This window comes from Pseudomonas fluorescens (assembly GCF_004683905.1).
Lineage (GTDB): Bacteria > Pseudomonadota > Gammaproteobacteria > Pseudomonadales > Pseudomonadaceae > Aquipseudomonas > Aquipseudomonas putida_A.
This window is the reverse complement of the sequence record NZ_CP038438.1, coordinates 1,153,176-1,177,183: the sequence shown is the minus strand read 5'-3', so window position 1 is coordinate 1,177,183 and position 24,008 is coordinate 1,153,176. Positions and strand designations below refer to the sequence as shown.

20 protein-coding genes are annotated in these 24,008 nt (G+C 61.6%); 10 read left to right on the top strand and 10 right to left on the bottom strand.

Annotation, left to right across the window (positions count from 1 at the left end):
• Positions 1-88 precede the first annotated feature (88 nt).
• On the bottom strand, positions 89-1,465 hold the full coding sequence (ffh, locus tag E4T63_RS05265; protein WP_003221977.1) for a signal recognition particle protein: 1,377 nt from the start codon (positions 1,463-1,465) through the stop codon (positions 89-91).
• Between the two features lie 195 nt (positions 1,466-1,660).
• On the opposite strand from ffh, the gene E4T63_RS05260 reads away from it, so the two are divergent.
• The 3 genes from E4T63_RS05260 (at position 1,661) to E4T63_RS05250 (ending at position 5,393) form a co-directional block, all read left to right on the top strand.
• The gene (locus tag E4T63_RS05260) at positions 1,661-2,473 is read left to right on the top strand and encodes a cytochrome C assembly family protein (RefSeq protein WP_027610969.1); all 813 of its coding nucleotides are present in this window, start codon (positions 1,661-1,663) and stop codon (positions 2,471-2,473) included.
• Between the two features lie 12 nt (positions 2,474-2,485).
• A complete protein-coding gene (locus tag E4T63_RS05255; RefSeq protein WP_135295024.1) occupies positions 2,486-3,718 on the top strand; it encodes an HlyC/CorC family transporter in 1,233 nt (410 codons plus the stop codon).
• Between the two features lie 358 nt (positions 3,719-4,076).
• Positions 4,077-5,393, top strand: coding sequence for an MFS transporter (locus E4T63_RS05250; RefSeq protein WP_098967376.1), 1,317 nt, complete (start codon positions 4,077-4,079; stop codon positions 5,391-5,393).
• Between the two features lie 118 nt (positions 5,394-5,511).
• Here the strand turns inward: E4T63_RS05250 and purT are convergent, their stop codons facing one another.
• From purT to E4T63_RS05225, 5 genes are all read right to left on the bottom strand, one after another.
• Positions 5,512-6,693: a formate-dependent phosphoribosylglycinamide formyltransferase gene (gene purT / locus E4T63_RS05245; RefSeq protein ID WP_135295023.1), complete on the bottom strand. Its 1,182-nt coding sequence runs from the start codon at positions 6,691-6,693 to the stop codon at positions 5,512-5,514.
• Between the two features lie 99 nt (positions 6,694-6,792).
• Complete coding sequence (locus E4T63_RS05240) at positions 6,793-7,260, bottom strand: VUT family protein (RefSeq protein ID WP_007967799.1); 468 nt, start codon at positions 7,258-7,260, stop codon at positions 6,793-6,795.
• A 226-nt stretch (positions 7,261-7,486) separates the two neighbouring features.
• Positions 7,487-7,696 carry a DUF1289 domain-containing protein gene (locus tag E4T63_RS05235; RefSeq protein WP_064586112.1) on the bottom strand — a complete coding sequence of 70 codons (210 nt, stop codon included), beginning with the start codon at positions 7,694-7,696 and terminating at the stop codon, positions 7,487-7,489.
• Positions 7,693-8,217, bottom strand: a complete 525-nt coding sequence (locus E4T63_RS05230) for a gamma carbonic anhydrase family protein (RefSeq protein WP_042606912.1) — start codon at positions 8,215-8,217, stop codon at positions 7,693-7,695. Before E4T63_RS05230 ends, E4T63_RS05235 begins: the two co-directional genes overlap by 4 nt.
• Before the next feature lie 47 nt (positions 8,218-8,264).
• Positions 8,265-8,864, bottom strand: coding sequence for a CoA pyrophosphatase (locus tag E4T63_RS05225; protein ID WP_135295022.1), 600 nt, complete (start codon positions 8,862-8,864; stop codon positions 8,265-8,267).
• 146 nt (positions 8,865-9,010) lie between these two features.
• On the opposite strand from E4T63_RS05225, the gene E4T63_RS05220 reads away from it, so the two are divergent.
• The 7 genes from E4T63_RS05220 (at position 9,011) to nagE (ending at position 17,580) form a co-directional block, all read left to right on the top strand.
• Complete coding sequence (locus tag E4T63_RS05220; RefSeq protein WP_135295021.1) at positions 9,011-9,562, top strand: NUDIX hydrolase; 552 nt, start codon at positions 9,011-9,013, stop codon at positions 9,560-9,562.
• Between the two features lie 49 nt (positions 9,563-9,611).
• Positions 9,612-10,127: a L,D-transpeptidase family protein gene (locus E4T63_RS05215; protein ID WP_027610965.1), complete on the top strand. Its 516-nt coding sequence runs from the start codon at positions 9,612-9,614 to the stop codon at positions 10,125-10,127.
• Between the two features lie 282 nt (positions 10,128-10,409).
• Positions 10,410-11,141 (top strand): GntR family transcriptional regulator, encoded by a 732-nt coding sequence (locus E4T63_RS05210; RefSeq protein ID WP_135295020.1) that lies wholly within the window; start codon positions 10,410-10,412, stop codon positions 11,139-11,141.
• Positions 11,142-11,171: 30 nt separating this feature from the next.
• Positions 11,172-12,278, top strand: a complete 1,107-nt coding sequence (gene nagA / locus E4T63_RS05205; protein ID WP_135295019.1) for an N-acetylglucosamine-6-phosphate deacetylase — start codon at positions 11,172-11,174, stop codon at positions 12,276-12,278.
• Entirely contained in the window at positions 12,271-13,281 is a 1,011-nt protein-coding gene (locus E4T63_RS05200) for an SIS domain-containing protein (RefSeq protein ID WP_135296904.1), read from the top strand. Before nagA ends, E4T63_RS05200 begins: the two co-directional genes overlap by 8 nt.
• A 34-nt stretch (positions 13,282-13,315) precedes the next feature.
• Positions 13,316-15,829, top strand: a complete 2,514-nt coding sequence (ptsP, locus tag E4T63_RS05195; RefSeq protein ID WP_135295018.1) for a phosphoenolpyruvate--protein phosphotransferase — start codon at positions 13,316-13,318, stop codon at positions 15,827-15,829.
• A 35-nt stretch (positions 15,830-15,864) separates the two neighbouring features.
• Positions 15,865-17,580 (top strand): N-acetylglucosamine-specific PTS transporter subunit IIBC, encoded by a 1,716-nt coding sequence (gene nagE / locus E4T63_RS05190; protein ID WP_135295017.1) that lies wholly within the window; start codon positions 15,865-15,867, stop codon positions 17,578-17,580.
• Positions 17,581-17,661: 81 nt separating this feature from the next.
• Here nagE and E4T63_RS05185 read toward each other — a convergent pair whose 3' ends face one another.
• From E4T63_RS05185 to purL, 4 genes are all read right to left on the bottom strand, one after another.
• Complete coding sequence (locus E4T63_RS05185) at positions 17,662-17,955, bottom strand: hypothetical protein (protein WP_003221947.1); 294 nt, start codon at positions 17,953-17,955, stop codon at positions 17,662-17,664.
• A gap of 243 nt (positions 17,956-18,198) precedes the next feature.
• Positions 18,199-18,561: a DUF6124 family protein gene (locus E4T63_RS05180; protein ID WP_135295016.1), complete on the bottom strand. Its 363-nt coding sequence runs from the start codon at positions 18,559-18,561 to the stop codon at positions 18,199-18,201.
• A 1,001-nt stretch (positions 18,562-19,562) separates the two neighbouring features.
• The gene (locus tag E4T63_RS05175; RefSeq protein WP_098967364.1) at positions 19,563-19,874 is read right to left on the bottom strand and encodes a Nif3-like dinuclear metal center hexameric protein; all 312 of its coding nucleotides are present in this window, start codon (positions 19,872-19,874) and stop codon (positions 19,563-19,565) included.
• A gap of 5 nt (positions 19,875-19,879) precedes the next feature.
• Complete coding sequence (purL, locus tag E4T63_RS05170) at positions 19,880-23,776, bottom strand: phosphoribosylformylglycinamidine synthase (RefSeq protein WP_135295015.1); 3,897 nt, start codon at positions 23,774-23,776, stop codon at positions 19,880-19,882.
• Positions 23,777-24,008: the final 232 nt, after the last annotated feature.

Below are 24,008 nucleotides of genomic sequence, written 5' to 3'. Positions count from 1 at the left end.
CTCCCGCCGAGTGCGGGTTTGCTGTTGATCCTGCGTCCTTGCAGGGTCTGCGCCGGTGCGACGACCGGCGAAGTCTTGGTGTCCTGAATCACATTTTCGGCATGCCGCCGCCGGGCAACATACCGCCCATGCCGCGCATCATTTTCGCCATGCCGCCTTTGGCGGTGAATTTCTTCATCATCTTCTGCATCTGCTTGTGCTGCTTGATCAAGCGACCGATGTCCTGCACCTGAGTGCCGGAACCCATGGCGATCCGGCGCTTGCGCGAACCGCTGATCAGCTCAGGGTCGCGGCGCTCGGCCGGCGTCATGGAGTTGATGATGGCTTCCATCTGTTTGAACTGCTTCTCTGCAGCATTCTGGGCATTGCCCATTTGCGACAGGTTGACACCGCCGATGCTCGGCAGTTTGTCCATTAGTCCGCCGAGGCCGCCCATGTTCTTCATTTGTTGCAGCTGATCGCGGAAGTCTTCGAGGTCGAAGCCCTTGCCCTTCTTCAGCTTCTTGGCCAGTTTATCGGCCTTGTCCTTGTCGAGGGTCGCTTCGGCCTGTTCGATCAGGCTGAGCACGTCGCCCATGCCGAGGATCCGCGAAGCAATACGCTCAGGGTGGAACGGATCGAGCGCTTCGCTCTTCTCGCCCATACCGATGAACTTGATCGGCTTGCCAGTGATTGCGCGAACCGACAACGCGGCACCGCCACGGGCATCACCGTCGACCTTGGTCAGGATCACACCGGTCAGCGGCAGCGCATCACCGAAGGCCTTGGCCGTGTTGGCGGCGTCCTGACCGGTCATGGCGTCGACCACGAACAGCGTTTCGACCGGGTTGATCGCGGCGTGCAGCGCCTTGATCTCGCCCATCATCTCTTCGTCGATGTGCAGACGACCGGCGGTGTCGACGATGACCACGTCGATGAATTTCAGTTTGGCTTCTTTAATAGCTGCGGTGGCGATGTCCACCGGCTTCTGGCTCAGGTCGGACGGGAAGAACGTCACGCCGATGTCGTTGGCCAGGGTTTCCAGCTGTTTGATCGCAGCCGGACGGTAGATGTCCGCCGACACGACCATCACCGACTTCTTCTTGCGTTCTTTAAGGAAGCGCGCGAGTTTGCCGGCGGTGGTGGTTTTACCGGCACCCTGCAGACCGGCCATCAGAATGACGGCGGGCGGCACGGCGCTCAGGTTCAAGTCTTCGTTGGCCGCGCCCATCAGGCTTTCGAGTTCGGCCTGGACGATCTTCACGAAGGCCTGGCCCGGCGTCAGGCTGCGCGACACCTCGGTGCCGACAGCGCGCTCCTTGACCGAATTGACGAAGTCCTTGACCACCGGCAGGGCGACGTCGGCTTCGAGCAACGCCATGCGCACTTCGCGCAGGGTGTCTTTGATATTGTCTTCAGTCAGCTTCGCCTTGCCGGTGACATGGCGCAGCGTCTGCGAGAGACGGTCGGTTAAGTTTTCAAACATTGCGCGATCCTTTCAGGCCCTGTGTAGACCGGGATAATGGCGGCCCAGACCGGATTCAACATGTGCTCGGCGAGCCTGCGGCGTGGGCAGGTCGCGGATTATAGCGAAGACTGCGTCGGGCGGACACCTCGCACTTTCGTGGTGTGGCGGTTCTATGCCAAACTCAGCGCCTTTCGGGCCTGCCTAACAGGATTTATGCTCCCCTTGTCACCCAGTTTGCTGACTACCATCGCCGCCGCTCTTCTTTATGCCGCTGCGACCCTTTATCAGGGCACCCGCCTGGCCTCCGGCGCCAAGGCGAACAAGCGCCTGCTGGTTACGCTCGGCATCCTCGCCGTGCTCGCCCACAGCGCCAGCCTGCTCACTCACCTGCTGACGCCGATCGGCCTGGGCCTGGACTTCTTCAGCGCCGCCAGCCTGATCGCCGCGGCTGTCATCGCCCTGACGCTACTGGCCTGCTCGCGGATCCCGGTTGAAAACCTGCTGGTGCTGCTGTTCCCGCTCGGCGCGGCCACGGTGTTGCTGGCGCAGTTCGCCCCGGCCGGCACGGTGCAGATCATCGACGAAGAACCGGGCATCCTCGCCCACATCCTGCTGTCGATCCTCGCCTACGGCATGTTCACCATCGCGGTGTTCCAGGCCTTGTTGCTGCTGGTGCAGGATCACCAGCTCAAGCACAAACACCCGTCGGGCCTGATCAAGAACTTCCCGCCGCTGCAAACCATGGAAAGCCTGTTGTTCGGCTTCCTCTGGGCTGGCTGGACGCTGCTGTCGCTGTCGCTGATCTCCGGCTGGCTGTTCGTCGAGAACCTGTTCGCCCAGCATCTGGTGCACAAGACCTTGCTGGCGTGCCTGGCCTGGATCGTGTTCAGCGTGCTGCTGTGGGGCCGCAATCGCCTCGGCTGGCGCGGCCACAAGGCGATTCGCTGGACCCTCGCCGGTTTCTGCCTGCTGATGTTGGCGTATTTCGGCAGCAAACTGGTTCGTGAATACATCCTGCACATCTGACGGGCGGCATAAATGGACGGTTTGCCCATAGGGCCGATGCTTGCGGTATTTGTCCTGCTGATTTTATGGTCGGGGCTGTTTACCGCCGTCGAAATCGCGCAGCAGCACTTGCTCGCGCAACGCACCGCCTCGCGCGCCAGCGATAAGCCGCTGGCAAAGCTGAGCTTTCCGCTCGACAGTCTGATCCTGTGCAACACCCTGTGCCGCGCCCTCGCGGTAATCATTGCCACGCTGCTGGCGATCTTCCTTTGCGAGGAGAACGGCCCGTGGGCCGCCTGCCTCGTCGCCGGCGCCGTATTGCTGGTGTTTGCCGATTACTTTCCGCGCAGCGTGGCCCAGCGCTACCCGGATGCAGTACTGTCGTTCGGCAATACCCTGCTGGCCGTTCCGCTGAAAATCCTTTACCCGCTGGCCTGGCTGCTGAGCCGCATCAGCGGTCTGCTGCTGCGCCCCTTCGCGCGCAAACCCCAGGTGGTGCAGCAAAGTGAAGACGAAGAACCTGCCGACCCTGATAACGATCCGGAACACCCGTCTCGCACCCACCCGGTCTCAGGCATCCATGCGCTGGACAACATCACGGTCAACGACATTCTGGTGCCACGCAGCGATGTCGACGGCATCAACCTCGACGATTCGATCGAGGAGATCATCGAACAACTGCGCCATAACAAACGCACGCGCCTGCCGGTGTTTCACAGCGACATCAACCAGGTCGAAGCGGTGCTCAATACCCGGCAGATCCGCCATCTGCTCAACGATGGCCAGCTGACCCGCGAAGCGCTGCTGGCCGCCAGCTACGAGCCGTACTTCGTTCCGGAAAGCACCCCGCTGCAACTGCAACTGCTGAACTTCCACAAGCAGCAGCGCCGCTTGGGCATGGTGGTGGACGAGTACGGCGAAGTGCTGGGCATCGTCACTCTGGAAGACATTCTCGAAGAAATCGTCGGCGAATTCGAAAGCGAGCACAGCCTCGACAACCCGCACATCCATCCGCAGCCCGACGGGCGCATGGTGATCGACGGCACTGCGTCGATCCGCGAGTTGAACAAATGCCTGGGCTGGCATTTGCCGAGCGACGGCCCGAAAACCCTCAACGGTCTGGTGACCGAAGCGCTGGAGACCATTCCGGACAGCGCGGTGTGTCTGAAGATCGGGCGTTATCGGCTGGAGATTCTCGAGACCGAGGACAACCGGGTGAGCAAGGTGCTGATCTGGCATACGAGCGCGGTGCCCGCCAAGGTTTAGGCGCTTTTGTGGCGAGGGAGCTTGCTCCCGCTCGGGCGCGCAACGGCCGTAAATGTGTTGGGGTCGCTTCGCAACCCAGCGGGAGCAAGCTCCCTCGCCACAGGAAGATCAATCGACGTCAATCCGCTGCGATCTTTTGCTCTTGTTTGATTGTTAGCCCCCTTCCTATAATCGAGCCGCTTACCCAAGCGCCGCCGAGCCCTGTGCTTACCCCGCACGCCAACGGTTTCGGTAATTTTCCGCACCACCCCGACGACTGTTCCTACTCGAAACAGCGCTCGCGCCTCATCCCACATCCCTGGGTGTTCAACCATAATAATTCGCTCCAACGGAGCTCATGACTGTCAGGGATCACCGCATGACGACCAGTACCGCTTACAGCGCCACCGCGCCTGCCCAGCCGACCAACTCCGCCACCCGCGTGGCGACAGCGAGTTTCATCGGCACCGCCATCGAGTTCTACGACTTCTACGTTTACGCTACCGCCGCTGCACTGGTGATCGGGCCGGTGTTCTTTCCGCAGACGTCCGGCACCGCGCAGATGCTTTCGGCGTTTCTCACCTTCGGCATCGCCTTCCTCGCCCGACCGCTGGGTTCGGCCTTGTTCGGCCACTTCGGTGACCGTATCGGGCGCAAGTCGACACTGGTCGCCTCGCTCTTGCTGATGGGCGTGTGCACCACGCTGATCGGCGTGCTGCCGGGTTACGCCAGCATTGGCGCCTGGGCACCGATTTTGTTGTGTGTGCTGCGTTTCGGTCAGGGTTTGGGATTGGGTGGCGAATGGGGTGGCGCGGCATTGCTGGCCACGGAGAATGCGCCCAAGGGCAAACGGGCGTGGTTCGGCATGTTCCCGCAGCTTGGCCCGTCAATCGGCTTTCTTGCAGCCAATGGCCTGTTCCTGACCCTGGCCATGACCCTCGACGACGAGCAGTTCCGCAGTTGGGGCTGGCGGATTCCGTTTCTGCTCAGCGCGGCACTGGTGATGGTCGGCCTGTACGTGCGCCTCAAGCTCCATGAAACGCCAGTATTCGCCAACGCCATTGCTCGTCAGGAACGGGTGAAAGTGCCGCTGGTCGAGCTGTTCAGCCAATACTGGGCGCCAACCCTGCTTGGCGCAGCGGCCATGGTGGTGTGCTATGCGCTGTTTTATATCTCGACGGTGTTTTCCCTGAGCTACGGCGTGTCCACCCTCGGCTATAGCCGTGAAACGTTTCTTGGACTGCTGTGTTTTGCCGTGCTGTTCATGGCCGCCGCAACGCCGTTGTCCGCTTGGGCCAGCGACCGTTACGGGCGCAAACCGGTGCTGATCGTCGGCGGTGTACTGGCGATTCTGTCCGGATTCCTGATGGAGCCGCTGCTGACGCAAGGTTCGACCTGGGGCGTGGCGCTGTTCCTGTGCATCGAGCTGTTCCTGATGGGCGTGACGTTTGCCCCGATGGGCGCGCTGCTGCCGGAACTGTTTCCGACCCACGTGCGCTATACCGGCGCATCGGCCGCTTACAACCTCGGCGGGATCGTCGGCGCCTCGGCGGCTCCGTTCTTCGCGCAGAAACTGGTGGCAATGGGTGGTTTGAGTTATGTCGGTGGGTATGTGTCGGCGGCAGCGGTACTCAGCCTGATTGCTGTGCTGTGCCTGAAGGAAACGCGCAATAACGATCTGAATCAGGTTGCCTGACGGAAGATCAAAAGCTTCGCGAGCAAGCCCGCTCCCACAGTGTCCGTGCAGTACACAAAATTTGTGAACACCGCCGAACCTGTGGGAGCGAGCTTGCTCGCGAATGCCGCGCCTGGGTTTACAGCTCTACAACAACAGCCTGAGCAGCACGAGTCGCCTTGGCACGCGCAGCTTCGATCGACTCATCCCGCGCCAACGCCACGCCCATCCGGCGCTGACCATTGACTTCAGGCTTGCCGAACAGACGCAACGCCGTATCCGGCTCGCTCAGCGCTGCGCCCAGGTTGGCGAACGCGGTCTGGGTCGACTGCCCTTCCACCAGAATCACTGCCGAAGCCGAAGGGCCGAACTGACGGATCAGCGGCACCGGCAGACCGAGAATGGCGCGCGCGTGCAAGGCGAACTGCGACAGATCCTGAGAAATCAGGGTCACCAGACCGGTGTCATGCGGGCGCGGCGAAACTTCGCTGAACCACACCTGATCGCCCTTGATGAACAGTTCGACGCCGAACAGCCCGCGACCACCCAAGGCCTCGGTCACGGCTTTGGCCACGCGCTCGGACTCAGCCAGGGCAATCGGGCTCATGGCTTGCGGCTGCCAGGATTCCTGATAGTCGCCCTTCTCCTGACGGTGACCGACCGGTGCGCAGAACGTGGTGCCGCCGATGTGGCGCACGGTCAGCAGAGTGATTTCGTAGTCGAAATCGATGAAGCCTTCGATGATCACCCGACCTTTGCCGGCGCGACCGCCCTCTTGCGCGTAATCCCAGGCCTTCAGCACATCATCGGCGCTGCGCAGCAGGCTCTGGCCTTTACCCGACGAGCTCATGACTGGCTTGACCACGCACGGGAAACCCAGATCCTGCACGGCTTTGCTGTAGTCCTCGAAGGTGTCGGCAAAATGGTACGGCGAGGTTGGCAGGTCCAGCTCTTCAGCGGCCAGACGGCGGATGCCTTCGCGGTTCATGGTCAGTTGCGCGGCGCGGGCGGTCGGGATCACGGTGAAGCCTTCGGCTTCCAGCTCGACCAGCGTGGCGGTGGCGATGGCTTCGATTTCCGGCACGATGAAGTGCGGTTTCTCGGCTTCGATGACTGCACGCAGCGCGGCGCCGTCGAGCATGTTGATCACGTGGCTGCGGTGCGCCACCTGCATGGCCGGCGCGTTGGCGTAACGGTCGACGGCAATCACTTCAACGCCCAGGCGTTGCAGCTCGATCACCACTTCCTTGCCCAACTCACCACAGCCACACAGCAATACGCGGGTCGCGGTCGGCGACAATGGAGTTCCGATACGGGTCATCTCAGGTCCTCAAAGAAGCGGATCATCGAGGAAAGCAACGCCAGACGCGCTTTCCATGGGGAGAAAGCGCGGCATTTTACATGAACCGCAGGGTTTGGCTCAGCTGGCGACAGCCTGTTTGCGCTCGCGCCAGGCCATGATCAGCCAAACGGCAGTGACGCCGGCAAACTTCGAGACCAGTGCCGTGATGATCACCGGTGGCGTCATCAGGTCGATCATGCCGAAAAAAATGAAGGTATCGAGCGGAATGCTCAGCGCCGAGCTGATCCACAGACGGTCGCGCAGCGGCCGTTTGGTGACGCTGAACACCAGCCAGTCGATGATTTCCGACACCGCGAACGCCGTGGCGCTGGCCAAGGCGATGGATGGATCAGAAGTGACGTAAGACAGTACCAGCGCCGCCAGCATCGCCACGAGCGCACCGTGGCCGAAACGGGTTTGCACCATGTCGCGCAACACGAACACCAACCCGCCCCAGGCCGACCAGATAATGTCCAGGTGTGGCGCGGTGGAGAAAGCGAAGTTGATCAGCACGACGCTGCTGATGTAGGCGATGAGGAAAATCATGGGGGCGACCTGTCAGATTGGCGCACAGGTTACTTGAGGAGGAGAGTTCGGCCAAGTCGGCAAGTGAACTGTATACAACCGTCGAGCCAAGCGACTTATCTGTGGCGAGGGAGCTTGCTCCCGCTGGGGCGCGAAGCGGCCCCTCTCTTGATGTTCAAAAGCGAGGTCTGCTGCGCAGCCCAGCGGGAGCAAGCTCCCTCGCCACAAAAGCTGTTCAGCCGATCCATCAGCGCTTGGCCGGGATCATCCACACCAACCCACTGGCCTTCGCCCGCTCATGACACAACCCCAGCACCACCCGCCGCTCGTCATTGGTCATGCGCCCCCAGCGGGTGATCTCCGCGACCGTGCGCTGGCAACCGGTACAAATATCGTCTTCATCCAGTGCGCAGATATTCACGCACGGCGAGGCAACGGGTCTTTCAGGCGTACTCATTCTTCCTGCTCTACCAGGTCACGCGCATAGCGCTGCGAGTTATGCACATAGTGCGCGGCGCTGGCTTCGAGCATCTTCTTCTGCGGCTCGGTCAGCTCACGCACGACCTTGCCCGGCGAGCCCATCACCAGCGAGCCATCGGGGATCTCCTTGCCTTCGCCGATCAGCGAATTGGCGCCGATGATGCAGTTCTTGCCGATTTTCGCCCCGTTGAGGATCACCGCGTTGATGCCGATCAGGCTGTAGTCGCCGACGGTGCAGCCATGCAGCATGGCGTTGTGACCGATGGTCACGCCGGTGCCGATGGTCAGCGGATAGCCCATGTCGGTGTGCATCACCGTGCCGTCCTGGACGTTGCTGTTCTTGCCGATCAGGATCAGTTCGTTGTCGCCGCGCAATACGGCGTTGAACCAGACGTTGGCGCCCTCTTCCAGTCTGACCTTGCCCACCAGCACGGCATTGGGCGCGACCCAGCTCTGTGGATGGGTTTCGACGCGGGCGTCGCCCAGGCGGTATTTCATCTTGTTTTCCTCAGGGCTCACGATGACGGGCCATTCGAGCGATGGCTTCAGGTGTTGATATAGCTTTTGGGCGGATGATGCAGGCTGATCTGTTCGTCATAGAGCAGATTGATCAGTTCGACGATCATGATAGCGGTCAAACCCCAGATCTTGAATTCGCCATAACGATAACTCGGCACGTACCAGCTGCGGCCCTGGTAATCGATACGGTGCGTGTGTTCGCGCGGGTCTTTGCGGAAGAACTCCAGCGGCACGTTGAATACTGCGGCGATCTCGGCATCGTTGGCCTGGTATTCGACGAAGTCCGGGATCACCCCGACAAACGGCGTAACCTTGATGCCATGCAGGGAGATCAGCGGGCTGAGCGGACCGATGACCTCGACCAGCCCCGGTGGCAGGCCGATTTCTTCCTCGGCTTCGCGCAGGGCGGTAAAAATCAGATCGGGGTCTTCCGGGTCACGGCGTCCGCCGGGGAAGGCCACTTCGCCACCATGGGTCGAGAGGCCGCTGGCGCGCAGGGTCAGCACCAGCTCGGGTTCGTCACTGCGGGTGATCGGCACCAGAACAGCGGCCTCGGGGAAACGTTTATCGGTCTCCAGCGTGCGCGGTGTGTGGTTGCTTACCCTATGCAGTAGCTCGTCCAGCATGAGTGTTCTCGATCTGTGCCTTACCCTGCATCATGCACCAATCATTGCAGCCGCCCAAGCCCCTCGCCGGGCCATGTCGCGAAACGACAACTTGCCGACCGGCACCGCTGCACGCCAAGATAGGCGCAGCATTCAGGAACCCCAGCATGAAATTTTGCAGCCAGTGCGGCAACCCGGTGACCCAGCGCATTCCCGAAGGCGACTCGCGGCTGCGATTTGTCTGTGACAGCTGTCAGACCATTCACTATCAAAACCCCAATATCGTCGCCGGTTGCGTCGCGACCTGGGGCAGTAAAGTGCTGCTCTGCCGGCGCGCCATCGAGCCACGCCTCGGTTACTGGACGCTGCCTGCCGGTTTCATGGAAAACGGCGAAACCATCGAGCAGGCCGCGATCCGCGAAACCGCCGAGGAAGCCTGCGCCCGGGTACGCAATCTGAGCATCTATACGTTGATCGACGTGCCACACATCAGTCAGGTGCACGTATTTTTCCGTGCCGAACTGGCCGATCTGGACTTTGCTGCCGGGCCCGAAAGCCTCGAAGTACAACTATTCGACGAAGCCGACATCCCGTGGGACGAGCTGGCTTTCCGCACCGTGGGGCGTACCTTAGAATGCTTCTTCGCTGATCGCCGCGCCGAAAGCTACCCGGTTCGCTCCGAATCGATTCCGCCGTTGACGCAGCCTGCCATCAACTAAAAGCTTCTATAAATAAAATATCTGCGTCACTCCCTGGGGAATCGTTTCAATGCGCTGGTTGCTTGCCCTGTTTTGCCTGTCGTTCGTCACCGTGTCTCAAGCGTCATTCGTGACCACCGTGACGCCGTCGAATACCCCAATGATCGAAAAAATCCTGGTGCTCAAATCGGCTCATCAACTGCAATTGATCGCCGACGGCAAGCCGATCAAGACCTATCGCATTTCCCTGGGCAAGGGCGCGAAAAAAGGACCGAAACTGATTGAAGGCGACAAACGCACGCCCGAAGGTTTCTACTGGATCGACTGGCGCAAGGTCAGTGAAAAATTCAACCTGGCGATGCACATCTCCTACCCGAACATCAGCGATTCGGCCCGCGCCCGCCGCGAAGGCGTCGAGCCTGGCGGGATGATCATGATCCACGGCACCCCGGATTCGGAAGAAACCCCGGAAGACCTGTTCCACACCCTGGACTGGACCGACGGCTGCATCGCCATGCGCAACATGGACATGCGCGAAGTCTGGGGTCTGGTGCCGGACGGCACGATGATCGAGATCCGTCCTTAACCAGCGACCACTGGTCACCTGAAAAAAATAAATCAAAAGATCGCAGCCTGCGGCAGCTCCTACAGGGTTGATACCACTTCCCACTGTAGGAGCTGCCGCAGGCTGCGATCTTTTGCTTTTTACAGCCAACCCCTAATACCACTTCAAACCACAACCCCCGAAACCCGCCATTTCATTGGGCTACACGCCAATTCCCTGCGTTGACATGGTATTCAAGTGGTATTAATTTCCGCCCCACAAGCGAGCCACAACAATCCTATACTCGCGTCGGAAATGACCTACATGAACGACCTCCAGGCCCTACGCCCAGATGACTCCCAGCCGACGCCGCTGTACCTGCAGCTGGCGCGCAATCTGGAATCGGCGATCCATTCCGGGCAGTGGAAGGCCGAGCAGGCGATGCCGTCCGAACGCAACCTCAGCGAGCAACTGGGTATCTCCCGGGTCACCGCACGCAAAGCGCTGGAAGTGCTGCTCGATCAAGGTCTGATCCGCCGCCTGCAAGGTTCCGGCACGTTCATCACACCCCGTCTGGAACAACCGCTGTCACGCCTCTCGGGCTTCAGCGAAATGCTTCGCCTCAAGGGCTTCGTCCCCAGCTCGCAGTGGCTGGAGCGCGAAATCACCCTGCCGACTCACGAAGAACTGATCCGCCTGAGCCTGTCGCCGAACGACAAGGTCGCGCGCATGAAACGCCTGCGCAAGGCCGACGACACGGTGATGGCCATTGAGATGAGCACCCTCCCCGCCAAGATCATGCCCAAGCCGCACCTGGTCGGCGATTCACTCTACGAATACCTCGACGGCATCGGCAAACCGATCGTCCGCGCCCTGCAGCACATCCAGGCGATCAACGCCTCGGACGAGTTCGCCGCGCTGGTCGGCATCGCCCCCGGTACCGCCATGCTGCTGATGACCCGGGTCGGCTACCTCGAAGACAACACGCCGATCGAAGTCACCGACACCTATTGCCGCAACGACTACTACGACTTTGTTGCAGAGCTTCGCCGCTGATCAGCAGCCAGGCCAAACGAGAGAACCGAAATGTCCGAAGACAACATCCTCACCGCCAGCGGCTGGGTTCGCGGCCGGCTGATCCACGAACACGGCAAAGTCGTGTCGATCGAAGGCGTGACCTGCGATCCGGCCGACAATGATCTGCCCTACCTGCTGCCGGGTTTCATCGACCTGCACGTCCATGGCGGTGGTGGCAAAGACATCATGGAAGGTGCCAGTGCCTTCGAGACCATCACCCGCACCCACGTGCGCTTCGGCACCACTTCGCTGCTGGCCACCACCATGACCGCACCGAGTGCCGAGATCTCCAGTGTGCTGAAAGAGGTCGGCGAGTTCTGCGAACAGCGTCCGCAAGGCGCCGCCCGCGTCCTCGGTGTGCATCTGGAAGGCCCGTACATCAACCCCGGCAAACTCGGCGCGCAACCGAATTTCGCCCACACCGCGTTGATGGCCGAGGTCGAGGAATACCTCGCGCTGGCGCCGATCCGGGTAATCACCATCGCCCCGGAAATCGCCGGTCACGACGGATTGATTCGTGAACTGAGCAGCCGGGGCATCCGCATGCAGATCGGCCATACCCTCGGCAGCTACGAGGAAGGCGTCGCCGCTCTGGAGGCTGGCGCGACCAGTTTCACCCATTTGTACAACGCCATGAGCCCGCTGCATCACCGCGAACCGGGGATCGTCGGCGCCGCGCTGGCCCACGCCAAATTCGCCGAACTGATCCCGGACTTGCTGCACGTGCATCCCGGTGCGATCCGCGTGGCCCTGCGTTCGATCCCATGCCTGTATTGCGTCACCGATTCGACCGCGGCCGCCGGCATGCCCGACGGTGAATATAAGCTCGGCAGCCACACCGTGACCAAATGCCTGGGCGGCGTGCGCCTGCCCGACGGCACGCTGGCCGGCAGCACCCTGACCATGGATCAGGCCCTGCGCAATCTGGTGAAGATCGGATTGCCGATCGCCGAGGCCTCGCAACGTCTTTCGCAATTCCCCGCCGACTACCTCGGCATCAACGAACGCGGGCGCCTCGAACCGGGTGCCTGGGCCGACTGCGTGCGGCTGGATCGCTCACTCACACTGACCGCCGTCATGGTCGAAGGAGAAGACATTGACTTCAAAAATGCTTGAAGAGGCGCTGTCCTCGTTCGAGGCCGTGCAAGCCCAATTGCAACAGCTCGACCCGCAGATGATCGAGATCGCCGGGCGCCTGCGCCGTCAGCCGCCACAAGTGGCGATGACCGTCGCGCGCGGCAGCTCCGACCACGCGGCGAGCTACTTCGCCTATCTGACCATGCAGCAACTGGGGGTGCCGGTGGCGTCGTTGCCGATGTCGGTGGTGACCATGCAGCAGGCGCCGCTGAAGGTCAGCGGTCAGGTGGCGTTCGCGTTCTCGCAATCGGGGCAGAGCCCGGACCTGGTCAACAGCCTGCGTCTGTTGCGCAAGCGTGGCGCCCTCAGTGTGTCGATGGTCAACGCTGCCGACTCGCCGTTGGAAGCCGCATGTGAATTCAGCCTGCCGTTGCTCGCCGGTATCGAAAGCAGCGTCGCCGCGACCAAGAGTTTCATCTCCACCCTCAGCGCCAGCGCCCGCCTGATCGCGCACTGGAAAGAAGACCGCGAACTGCTGGAAGCGCACAACGCCCTGCCCGAAGGCCTGCGCGACGCGGCGCAGCAGGACTGGAGCGCGGCCATCGACGCCTTGCGTGGTTGCGAACGCCTGATGGTCATCGGCCGTGGTGCCGGTTTTGCCATCGCCCAAGAGGCCGCGCTGAAATTCAAGGAAACCTCGGCGATCCAGGCCGAAGCCTTCAGCAGTGCCGAAGTCCGTCACGGCCCGATGGCGCTGATCGACGAGCATTACCCGTTGCTGGTGTTCGCCCCGCGCGGTGCCGAACAGGCCGGTCTGATCAGCCTTGCGGCAGAGATGCGGCAACGCGGCGCCCGTGTGCTGCTGGCAGCGCCGGACGACATCCTCGAACGCGACCTGACCCTGAGCCGCGCCGAACACCCGGCCCTCGACCCGATTCTGGCGATCCAGAGCTTCTACGTGATGGCCGCAGGTCTCGCCGTGGCCCGTGGCATGGACCCGGATCAGCCGCGCCACCTGAGCAAAGTGACCCGTACGCACTAAGCCCGAATGACTGCACACCTGATGAGACCGAGCCATGCACAACAACAATAAAGAGCTGACCCTCAGCGCCCCGCTCAGCGGCCCGGTGCTCACGCTCGCCAAAGTCCCGGACGCGGTGTTCGCCAGCGGCGCGATGGGCGACGGTATCGCCATTGATCCGCTGAACGACACCCTGTATTCGCCCTGCGCCGGGGAGATCATCCACGTCGCCCGCACCGGCCACGCACTGACCGTGCGTGCCGACAACGGCGCAGAAATCCTCCTACATCTGGGCCTGGACACCGTTGAACTGAACGGCGAAGGCTTCTCGATGCTGGTCAAGGAAGGTACGCGGGTCAGCAACGGCCAGCCGTTGTTGCGCTACGACCTGGACAAGGTCGGCCAGCAGTGCAAAAGCCTGGTCAGCCTGCTGATCCTGACCAACAGCCAGGACTTCCAGGTGCGCCCGATCACGCTCAGAGCGGTGAAGGTCGGCGAGCCGTTGCTGCACATTATTGCCCGCAGCAGCTCTGCGGCGACTGCCGAAGCGGTTGGCGGGCCAGAGGTTCAGGGTCAGGTGCTGGTGGCGCATCGCGGCGGCTTGCATGCGCGCCCCGCCGCGCTGATTCGCCAGACCGCACAAGGTTTCAAGAGCCAGTCGCAGCTGCACTTCGCCGGCAAATCGGCGCCGTGCAACAGCCTGATCGGCTTGATGGGACTGGCCATCGGCGAGCAGGATGAAGTGCACGTCAGCTGTCAGGGGCCGGACGCCGAAGCCGCGCTGCAAGCCCTGCTCAATGCGTTGGCGACTGCCCTGCCCGACGATCATCACGCCGCTGCACCGGTCAGCGCCGCACCGCGCAAGCGCCCGGCCGAAGCTGGCGTGCTGCAGGGTGTGTGCGCCGCGCCGGGACTGGTCGGCGGGCCGCTGTTTCGCCTGAACGCGATCAGCATGCCGGCAGATGCGGGCAATCATGCTCCGCTTGAGCAACTGCAGAAACTTGAAGCCGCGCTGAATCAGGTTCGCGGCGAAATCAACGCTACCCTCGCCCAAGCGAAAAAGCACAAAAGCACCGACGAAGAAGCGATCTTCGCCGCGCATCTGGCACTGCTCGAAGACCCGGCCCTGCTCGACGCCGCGCAGCATGCTATCGACCAAGGCACAGCGGCGACCCACGCCTGGAGCCAGTCGATCGACGTGCAGTGCGAAGTGCTGCAACACACCGGCAGTGCGCTGCTGGCCGAACGCGCCAACGACCTGCGCGACCTCAAGCAACGCGTCCTGCGCGCCCTGCTCGGTGAAGCCTGGCATTACGACGTGCCGGCCGGCGCTATCGTCGCTGCGCATGAACTGACGCCGTCGGATCTGCTGCAACTCAGCGCGCAAGGTGTCGCCGGGTTGTGCATGGCCGAGGGCGGCGCGACGTCGCACGTGGCGATTCTGGCGCGCGGCAAAGGTCTGCCGTGCCTGGTGGCGTTGGGCTCAGCGCTGCTCGATCTACCGCAAGGTCAGTCGGTGGTGCTGGATGCTGACGGCGACCGCCTCGAACTCACGCCGAACACCGAACGCCTGGCCGAAGTACAACAGGTGCAAATCGAGCGTCAGCAACGCCGCGATGCGCAACAAGCCAAGGCGCATCTGCCCGCCGAAACCCGCAATGGCGTGGCGATCGAAGTGGTCGCCAATGTCGCCTCCAGCCATGAAGCGGCAGACGCATTTGCCAATGGCGCCGATGGCGTCGGCCTGCTGCGCACCGAGTTTCTGTTCGTCGACCGGCAGACCGCGCCGGACATCGAAGAGCAGCGTGCCGCCTATCAAGCCGTGCTCGATGCCATGGGCGAGCACTCGGTGATCATCCGCACCATCGACGTCGGTGGCGACAAGCAACTCGACTACCTGCCGTTGCCCGCCGAAGCCAACCCGGTCTTGGGCTTGCGTGGCATTCGTCTGGCCCAGGCCCGTCCGGAAATCCTCGATCAGCAACTGCGCGCACTGCTGCAAGTCAGCCCGATGCGCCGTTGCCGGATCCTGTTGCCGATGGTCACCGAAGTCGACGAACTGCTGCACATCCGCCAACGGGTCGATGCGCTGTGCCTGGAGTTGGGCATCAATCAGCGCCCGGAAATCGGCGTGATGATCGAAGTCCCCGCCGCCGCGCTGCAAGCCGAACAACTGGCCGAGCACGCCGACTTCCTGTCGATCGGCACCAATGACCTGTCGCAATACACCTTGGCCATGGACCGCGACCACGCAGGTTTGGCCGCCCGGGTCGATGCCCTTCACCCGGCGCTGTTGCGACTGATCGCCATGACCTGCGCAGGCGCGGCGGTACACAAACGCTGGGTTGGCGTGTGCGGTGCTCTCGCCTCCGACCCACTGGCGACGCCGGTGCTGATCGGCCTCGGTGTGACCGAACTGTCGGTAAGCCCGGTGCAGATCGGTGAAATCAAGGATCGCGTGCGCCAGTTGCACGAGGCCGAATGCCAACGCCTCAGCCGCGACCTGTTGAAACTCAACAGCGCCGCTGCGGTACGTCACGCCTGCCACCAGCATTGGCCTCTGCACTAACAACAAGCTCTCTATAAAGAGCAGGGAGAACCACCATGTACCAACTCTTCATCGAAGGCCTGCAACGCCTCGGCCGTGCGCTGATGCTGCCAATCGCGATCCTGCCGATTGCCGGCCTGCTGCTGCGTCTGGGTGACACCGACCTGCTGAACATCGCGATCATCCACGATGCCGGGCAAGTGATCTTCGCCAACCTGGCCATGATCTTCGCCATCGGCATCGCTGTCGGTTTCGCCAAGGACAACAACGGCACCGCAGGCCTCGCCGGGGTGATCGGTTACCTGGTGATGATCTCCACGCTCAAGGTGCTCGACCCGAGCATCAACATGGGCATGCTCGCCGGGATCGTCAGCGGCCTGATGGCCGGCGCGCTGTACAACCGCTTCAAGGACATCAAGCTGCCGGAGTACCTGGCATTCTTCGGCGGCCGGCGCTTCGTGCCGATCGTCACCGGGTTCGCCGCCGTCGCGCTGGGCGTGGTGTTCGGCTACATCTGGCCGCCGATCCAGCACGGCATCAACAGCTTCGGCGCCTTGATGATGGAAAGCGGCAGCTTCGGCGCCTTCGTCTTCGGCGTGTTCAACCGCTTGCTCATCGTCACCGGCCTGCACCACATCCTCAACAACATGGCGTGGTTCGTGTTCGGCAACTTCACTGACCCGACCACTGGCGCACTGGTCACCGGAGACCTGTCACGCTACTTCGCTGGCGATCCAAAGGGCGGCCAGTTCATGACCGGCATGTTCCCGATGATGATCTTCGGCCTGCCTGCTGCGTGCCTGGCGATGTACCGCAACGCGTTGCCGGAGCGCCGTAAGGTCATGGGCGGGATTTTCCTGTCGATGGCGCTGACGTCGTTTTTGACCGGGGTGACTGAACCGATTGAATTCGCCTTCATGTTTTTGGCGCCGTTGTTGTATCTGCTGCATGCGCTGCTGACCGGGTTGTCGATGGCGATCACCAATGCGCTGAACATCCACCTCGGTTTTACCTTCTCCGGCGGCTTCATCGACATGGTGCTGGGTTGGGGGCGCTCGACCAATGGCTGGCTGGTGATCCCGGTCGGACTGGCGTACGCCGTGGTGTATTACGCGGTGTTTGATTTCTGTATTCGTCGTTTCAATTTGAAAACGCCGGGGCGTGAGGATATTGCGGCGGCTGACAAGGCTGTTCTCACCGAGAACGAGCGCGCTGCGGCTTACATCAAGGCACTCGGTGGTGCGGAGAATCTGGTCACCGTCGGTGCCTGCACTACCCGGTTGCGCCTGGAAATGGTCGATCGCAACAAGGCTTCCGACGCTGACTTGAAGGCTCTGGGTGCGATGGCCGTGGTACGCCCGGGCAAGGGCGGCAGCTTGCAGGTGGTGGTCGGGCCATTGGCCGACAGCATCGCCGACGAGATCCGCCTCGCCATGCCGACGCTGGGGCGTGCGTTGGTGGCTGCGCCTGCGGTGGTGGTCGAGGAACCGAAAGCTGCAATGGTCGCTGCACCGGAAGCCCAACAATGGCTGACGGCGTTGGGCGGTAGCGAGAATGTGCTGCAACTGGACTGCATCGCCCTGACCCGCATTCGCCTGCAACTGGTCGATGGTAAAGCGTTGTCCGAGGCTCAGTTGAAAGAGCTGGGTTGCCAGGGTGTCAGCCCGCTGGAGGGTGGGGTCTGGCATTTGTTGATTGGCGAGAAAGCGGCGAGTTTGAGTGGGGCGATTGAGGCGTTGGTTAAACGGAGTGAGGTCAGCGCCAAGGTATAACCCACAGCGAAACTCAAAGCCTCACTGATAAACGGAAAGCCGCTGGGCTGTGGAGCTCAGCGGCTTTTTATCCAGTGTTTACTAGGCTTTGACGGTGAACGTACGTGCTTGGGAGTGAAGGACCCGTCCTCTGGCCGTGATCGAATGAACCCCCAATGACAAAGCCGTCAAGATAAAGTGCCAAGTGCCTGCAGCGTCAGCGACAACTCGCCCCTTCAAAGTAGCACCGTCGAAAATCTGGAGTTCATCGCCAGCAGACGCCAAGCCGCTCGACTGCACAACAGTGGAGGAGGTGGTACCGCTGTTTGGAATCTCCTCGCCTTGGCTGTCTTTCATGGAGGTAATTACCGGCACAGTGTTTTTTTCAGTAGACATAGCAAAATCCTTCTTACCTGCTGTGGATGGAAGTCTCATCAGACAGAAGTTTGCCGAATCGCACCACTGTCAGAAATTACAGGTAAGCGGTGGTTTCCGATGATTGGTCATCATCAAGACGAACCTGGGCATTGAATCCAAAACTCGATCGCCGACGGCTCGCTACCACGTGAGGTCTGAACTCCCTAAAAGGAAATGAGATCCGCGACGGGACGAGTCGGTTTGCGATGATCATCCGATGAATCAGGTTTGCGGATCGACTCGATCCAGCGCGCGGTTTACCGCCAGTTCGGCGAGCATGATGATTTGCTGGATCGCCAATGCGGTGCTGCGTTGCAGGCCGCTGAGTTCGTTGGCGAAGTTGCTCGCCATGGCACTGGCGCAGGCCAACGATTCGTAGGCGTGGGCCAGCAGGGTTTCGGGGTCGACGTTGGGGTTGACCAGGAACATCGTGCTGGGCTGATGCGCCTCAGCGGGTTGCGGGGTGAAGTAGAAATCGACAGCGCGCTTGATGGCTTCACGGTCTTTCGTCAGGCCTTCAACCCGGATGGCGTCAACGGGTGGTGGTGTGGTTTTGTGGGGTGGATCGGGGATCAGTTTGTCCAAAATTCAACTCCTGCTACGGCGTGTGAAGATGCCATCGTTCGCCGGATCTCACGCGGCAAAGAGGTGGCAGCTATGTGCAGGGTGAGATCCACCGGAGCAGGCAACCGGCCAGACCGAAGTCTGCCCGCACACAGCCGCCATAAAGCAGGCAGCAGATTGAGCTGGCGCCAATTATCGTGGTGTTGGCGCTAGTTGCAAGCATTCCGGGGATCTCACGCCCGGTCGCTGAATTGGCAGCGACAGACAAAGCCTAGAGACCGGGCGTCCGAGGGACAACCTGAAAACCTTGTGGGAAGGTTCTGGTTATTTGACACAGATTTAAACAGCCAAAAGCCAACCCTCACCCTAACCCTCTCCCAGAGGGAGAGGGGACTGACCGAGGTGTTTGGGAGAACTACGCCGACATGCGATACCGAGTCGAACTCAGACTTTCAAAAGCCCAAAAATCGGCTCCCTCTCCCTCGGGAGAGGGCTGGGCGGGCGGCGTTCCGATGAGGGGCGAGAGCACCGCAAACCCAAAGCCGAATACCCGTGCTCCTCACCACTCAACAGGATGAGCGCAAGCTCGGCTGCAGCTCTTGATCTTGATCCACGGGCGACGTCGGAAGGCTGAGTGGAGGGATTGATCCGGGGGTGGGAGCGCAGCGACCGTTTGGCGCAGCCAAACACAGCGAGAGGAGGTGCAGCGAAGCAAACCGGAGGCGCTGCGCCCGGATCAATCCCGGAGCGAAGGGACCCCGAGCCTCAGCGAGCGGGCCGAACGTAGGAGCAAGACTTTTTGGTTACTTTTGAGGCGTTTGTCAAAAGTGACTCGCTGTAAGAGCGAAACCGCCAGCCGCAGCACCCGCAGAAACGGATATTCACTCAATCAGACAGAGCATGGTCGCCTGTCAGGGCGCCATCGCGAGCAGGCTCACTCCTACAGAAAAGCAAATCGCAGCCAACAAAAAACCCGCAGACAATCACTCATCTGCAGGTTTCCCGTTCCAGCGGAAGGAAGATCAGAAATCCTCCAACCGCCACACTTCATAAGCCGGCGTCTCGTACGGGTGACTCAACTTCAAAGCCGCCACCACATCACGAATCAACTCGTCACAAACGACAAGCTCAACCTTCCATTCCTCGACCCGCTCAACCTGCCCCGCCTCACCAATGAACGGCTGACTGCCGTCCAAAGGCCGAAACTGACCAGACCCAAGCACCTGCCAAGCACAGTGGTCATAGTCCCCGATCCGCCCACCACCGGCAGCGAATACAGCGTCCTTGACCACCTCGACATGACTGTCAGGAACAAAAAACCCGAGCTTGTACACAGGCCTCAGTTCACCCAGACGCGAGCATTACGGAACATGCGCATCCAAGGAGCATCCTCGGTCCAGTCTTCCGAACGCCACGAGTTCTGCACCGCGCGGAACACCCGCTCCGGGTGCGGCATCATGATCGTCACACGACCGTCGCGGCTGGTGAGACCGGTAATCCCGCGCGGCGAACCGTTCGGGTTGGCCGGGTAGGCTTCGGTGACCTTGCCGTGGTTGTCGACGAAACGCATCGCCACGCAACCCGACAGATCGGCTTCCAGCAGCGCTTCTTCGCTGGAGAACTCGGCATGGCCTTCACCGTGAGCGATGGCGATCGGCATACGCGAACCGGCCATGCCCTGCAGGAAGATCGAGTTCGATTCCTGGATCTGCACCATCGCCACGCGCGCTTCGAACTGCTCGGAGCGGTTGCGCACGAAGTGCGGCCAGAACTCGCTGCCCGGGATCAGCTCGTGCAGGTTGGACATCATCTGGCAACCGTTGCACACGCCGAGGGTGAAGCTGTCGTTACGCTCGAAGAAGCCCTGGAACGCATCGCGGGCACGGCTGTTGAACAGCGCCGACTTGGCCCAGCCTTCACCGGCGCCGAGTACGTCGCCGTAGGAGAAGCCACCGCAGGCCACCAGGCCTTTGAACTCGTTCAGGTCGACGCGGCCGGCAAGAATATCGCTCATGTGCACGTCGATCGCGTTGAAACCGGCACGGTCGAAGGCAGCGGCCATTTCCACCTGACCGTTGACGCCTTGCTCACGCAGCACGGCAACCTGTGGGCGGATGCCTTTCTTGATGTAAGGCGCGGCGATGTCCTGGTTGACATCGAAGCTCAGCTTGACGCTCAGGCCCGGGTTGTCTTCTTCCAGCAGCGCGTCGAACTCTTGCTCGGCGCAGTCGGCGTTGTCGCGCAGACGCTGGATCTGGTAGCTGGTCTCGGCCCACTGACGTTGCAGCAGGCGACGCTGGCCTTCGAACACCGTGTCACCGTTGAAGGTGATGTTGATCTGGCCATTGTTGATCGGCTGACCGATCACCGACACGCAGTCACCCAGGCCGGCCGCGCTGAACTGCGCGAGGATGTCCGGAGTGGCGTCCTGACGAACCTGGATCACCGCACCCAGTTCTTCGTTGAACAGGATCGCGGCGATTTCTGCCGAGTTTTCGGCAACGCTGTCCAGGTTCAGGCTCAGACCGCAGTGGCCGGCGAACGCCATTTCCACCACGGAGGTCAGCAGACCACCGTCGGAACGGTCGTGGTAAGCCAGCAGGTGACCGTCGGCGTTGAGGCCCTGGATCACCGCGAAGAAGGCTTTCAGGTCTTCGGCGTCATCGACGTCCGGCGCCTGCTTGCCGAGCTTGCCGTGCACCTGAGCAAGGATCGAGGCACCCATACGGTTCTGACCGCGACCGAGGTCGATCAGGATCAGGTCGGTGGTGCCCTTGTCCATGCGCAGTTCCGGGGTCAGGGTCTGACGGATGTCAGCCACTGGGGCGAAACCGGTCACGATCAGCGACATCGGCGAGGTCACGGTTTTTTCTTCGCCGTTGTCGTTCCAGCGGGTGGCCATGGACATCGAGTCCTTGCCGACCGGAATGGTGATGCCCAGTTCAGGGCACAGTTCCATGCCCACCGCTTTCACGGTGTCGTACAGACGCGCGTCTTCGCCCGGGTGGCCGGCAGCGGACATCCAGTTCGCCGACAGTTTGATGTCGGAGATCTTGTTGATGCGCGAAGCGGCAATGTTGGTCAGGGTTTCGCCGATGGCCATGCGGCCCGACGCCGGAGCGTCCAGCAACGCCAGCGGAGTCCGCTCGCCCATCGCCATCGCTTCACCGGTGTAGACGTCGAAGCTGGTGGCGGTAACTGCGACGTCGGCCACCGGAACCTGCCATGGGCCAACCATCTGGTCACGGGCCACGAGGCCGGTGATGGTGCGGTCGCCGATGGTGATCAGGAAGCTTTTGCTCGCCACGGCCGGGTGATGCAGGACGCGCTCGATGGATTCGCTGATGTCGAGGTTCGACGGATCGAAGTCATCGCCCAGCTCGGCTTCGCGAACCACCGAACGGTGCATGCGCGGCGCCTTGCCCAGCAACACTTCCAGTGGCATGTCCACCGGGTTGTTGCCGAAGTGGCTGTCGGTCACGGTCAGTTGCGGCTCGGCAGTGGCTTCGCCGACCACGGCGAACGGGCAGCGCTCACGTTCGCAGATCGCCTTGAAGCGCTCGAAGTCGGCCGGGCCGACCGCCAGAACGTAACGCTCCTGGGATTCGTTGGACCAGATTTCGTGCGGGGCCATGCCCGGCTCGTCGTTTGGAATGTTGCGCAGTTCGAAACGGCCACCACGGTCGCCGTCGTTGACCAGTTCCGGGAAGGCGTTGGACAGACCGCCCGCACCCACGTCGTGGATGAAGCTGATCGGGTTCTTGTCGCCCAGTTGCCAGCAACGGTCGATGACTTCCTGGCAGCGACGCTCCATCTCAGGGTTTTCACGCTGTACGGAAGCGAAGTCGAGATCCGCCGAGCTGGTGCCGGTGGCCATCGAGGACGCGGCGCCGCCGCCCAGACCGATCAGCATCGCCGGGCCGCCGAGCACGATCAGCTTGGAGCCAACGACGATTTCGCCTTTCTTGACGTGTTCTTCACGGATATTGCCCATGCCACCCGCGAGCATGATCGGCTTGTGGTAACCACGAACTTCGTCACCGTGCGGAGTAGTGATCGACTGTTCGAAGGTACGGAAGTAGCCGGTCAGGGCCGGACGACCGAATTCGTTGTTGAATGCGGCGCCGCCCAGCGGGCCTTCGATCATGATGTCCAGCGCAGTAACGATGCGCTCAGGCTTGCCGTACGGCACTTCCCACGGCTGTTCGAAGCCCGGGATCTGCAGGTTGGATACGGTGAAACCGGTCAGACCAGCCTTCGGTTTGGCGCCACGACCGGTTGCACCTTCGTCGCGGATCTCGCCACCGGAACCAGTGGACGCGCCCGGGAACGGGGCAATCGCGGTCGGGTGGTTGTGGGTCTCGACCTTCATCAGAATGTGCACCGGCTCCTGCACCGCGCCGTACTGGCGGGTTTCCGGATCCGGGAAGAAGCGGCCGGCGACGTTGCCGACGATCACCGAAGCGTTGTCCTTATAAGCGGACAGCACGCCTTCGTTGTGCATCTGATAGGTGTTCTTGATCATGCCGAACAGGCTTTTTTCCTGGCTCTCGCCGTCAATATCCCAACTGGCGTTGAAGATCTTGTGGCGGCAGTGCTCGGAGTTGGCCTGGGCGAACATCATCAGTTCGATGTCGTGCGGGTTGCGCTTGAGACCGTTGAAGGCGTTGACCAGGTAATCGATCTCGTCTTCGGCCAGGGCCAGGCCCAGCTCGGTGTTGGCCTTTTCCAGCGCGGCGCGGCCGCCACCAAGAATGTCGATCGCGGTCAGCGGCTTCGGCTCGGCGTGGCTGAACAGACCGGCGGCCTGTTCCAGATTGCCCAGAACGATCTGGGTCATGCGGTCATGCAGCACGTCGGCGATTTGCTGGGCTTCGGCGTCGCTGAACTGGCCGGCCACGTAGAACGCGATGCCGCGCTCCAGGCGCTGGATCTTGCTCAGGCCGCAGTTGCGGGCGATGTCGCTGGCCTTGCTCGACCATGGCGAGATGGTGCCGAAACGCGGCAACACCAGAAACAGACGACCGGTCGGCTCTTGTACCGGAACGCTTGGGCCGTACTTCAGAAGGCGCGCAAGCACCTGCTGTTCGTCGCCGGTCAGGACGCCGGTGACTTCGGCGAAGTGAGCGAATTCAGCATACAGGCCACTGACAGCTGGAACCTTCTGGCTCAGTTGCTCAAGGAGTTTGCTGTGGCGAAAGGCAGAAAGGGCAGGAGCGCCGCGCAGGATCAACATCTTCGGGACAGCCTCGGGAAGGGGTGTGCTTTGAGGCCGTGCATTCTAGCCTAAACCGCCCTCAACATCACCCGAAACGCTACGCACGGTTGCACTCGGATATCAATCTGTGTTTCTGCCTTTGAAGTCAAATTCCGAGGGTGCACGAGCCGCGCTTATTTTTCCTGTCACAAAATGCCGTTCAGCCCCATTCCTGCGGGGTTTCGTGCGGTTTTGTGATCTCTAGCAGACA

What these genes read in the sequence shown, in the direction of transcription:
- purL (WP_135295015.1), bottom strand. Translation starts at nt 23,776, where the DNA reads ATGTTGATCCTGCGCGGCGCTCCTGCCCTTTCTGCCTTTCGCCACAGC.
- E4T63_RS05210 (WP_135295020.1), top strand. Translation starts at nt 10,410, where the DNA reads ATGAACGACCTCCAGGCCCTACGCCCAGATGACTCCCAGCCGACGCCG.
- nagA (WP_135295019.1), top strand. Translation starts at nt 11,172, where the DNA reads ATGTCCGAAGACAACATCCTCACCGCCAGCGGCTGGGTTCGCGGCCGG.
- E4T63_RS05185 (WP_003221947.1), bottom strand. Translation starts at nt 17,955, where the DNA reads ATGTCTACTGAAAAAAACACTGTGCCGGTAATTACCTCCATGAAAGAC.
- E4T63_RS05260 (WP_027610969.1), top strand. Translation starts at nt 1,661, where the DNA reads ATGCTCCCCTTGTCACCCAGTTTGCTGACTACCATCGCCGCCGCTCTT.
- E4T63_RS05225 (WP_135295022.1), bottom strand. Translation starts at nt 8,864, where the DNA reads ATGCTGGACGAGCTACTGCATAGGGTAAGCAACCACACACCGCGCACG.
- nagE (WP_135295017.1), top strand. Translation starts at nt 15,865, where the DNA reads ATGTACCAACTCTTCATCGAAGGCCTGCAACGCCTCGGCCGTGCGCTG.
- E4T63_RS05200 (WP_135296904.1), top strand. Translation starts at nt 12,271, where the DNA reads ATGCTTGAAGAGGCGCTGTCCTCGTTCGAGGCCGTGCAAGCCCAATTG.
- purT (WP_135295023.1), bottom strand. Translation starts at nt 6,693, where the DNA reads ATGACCCGTATCGGAACTCCATTGTCGCCGACCGCGACCCGCGTATTG.
- E4T63_RS05240 (WP_007967799.1), bottom strand. Translation starts at nt 7,260, where the DNA reads ATGATTTTCCTCATCGCCTACATCAGCAGCGTCGTGCTGATCAACTTC.
- ffh (WP_003221977.1), bottom strand. Translation starts at nt 1,465, where the DNA reads ATGTTTGAAAACTTAACCGACCGTCTCTCGCAGACGCTGCGCCATGTC.
- E4T63_RS05250 (WP_098967376.1), top strand. Translation starts at nt 4,077, where the DNA reads ATGACGACCAGTACCGCTTACAGCGCCACCGCGCCTGCCCAGCCGACC.
- E4T63_RS05220 (WP_135295021.1), top strand. Translation starts at nt 9,011, where the DNA reads ATGAAATTTTGCAGCCAGTGCGGCAACCCGGTGACCCAGCGCATTCCC.
- E4T63_RS05235 (WP_064586112.1), bottom strand. Translation starts at nt 7,696, where the DNA reads ATGAGTACGCCTGAAAGACCCGTTGCCTCGCCGTGCGTGAATATCTGC.
- ptsP (WP_135295018.1), top strand. Translation starts at nt 13,316, where the DNA reads ATGCACAACAACAATAAAGAGCTGACCCTCAGCGCCCCGCTCAGCGGC.
- E4T63_RS05215 (WP_027610965.1), top strand. Translation starts at nt 9,612, where the DNA reads ATGCGCTGGTTGCTTGCCCTGTTTTGCCTGTCGTTCGTCACCGTGTCT.
- E4T63_RS05255 (WP_135295024.1), top strand. Translation starts at nt 2,486, where the DNA reads ATGGACGGTTTGCCCATAGGGCCGATGCTTGCGGTATTTGTCCTGCTG.
- E4T63_RS05230 (WP_042606912.1), bottom strand. Translation starts at nt 8,217, where the DNA reads ATGAAATACCGCCTGGGCGACGCCCGCGTCGAAACCCATCCACAGAGC.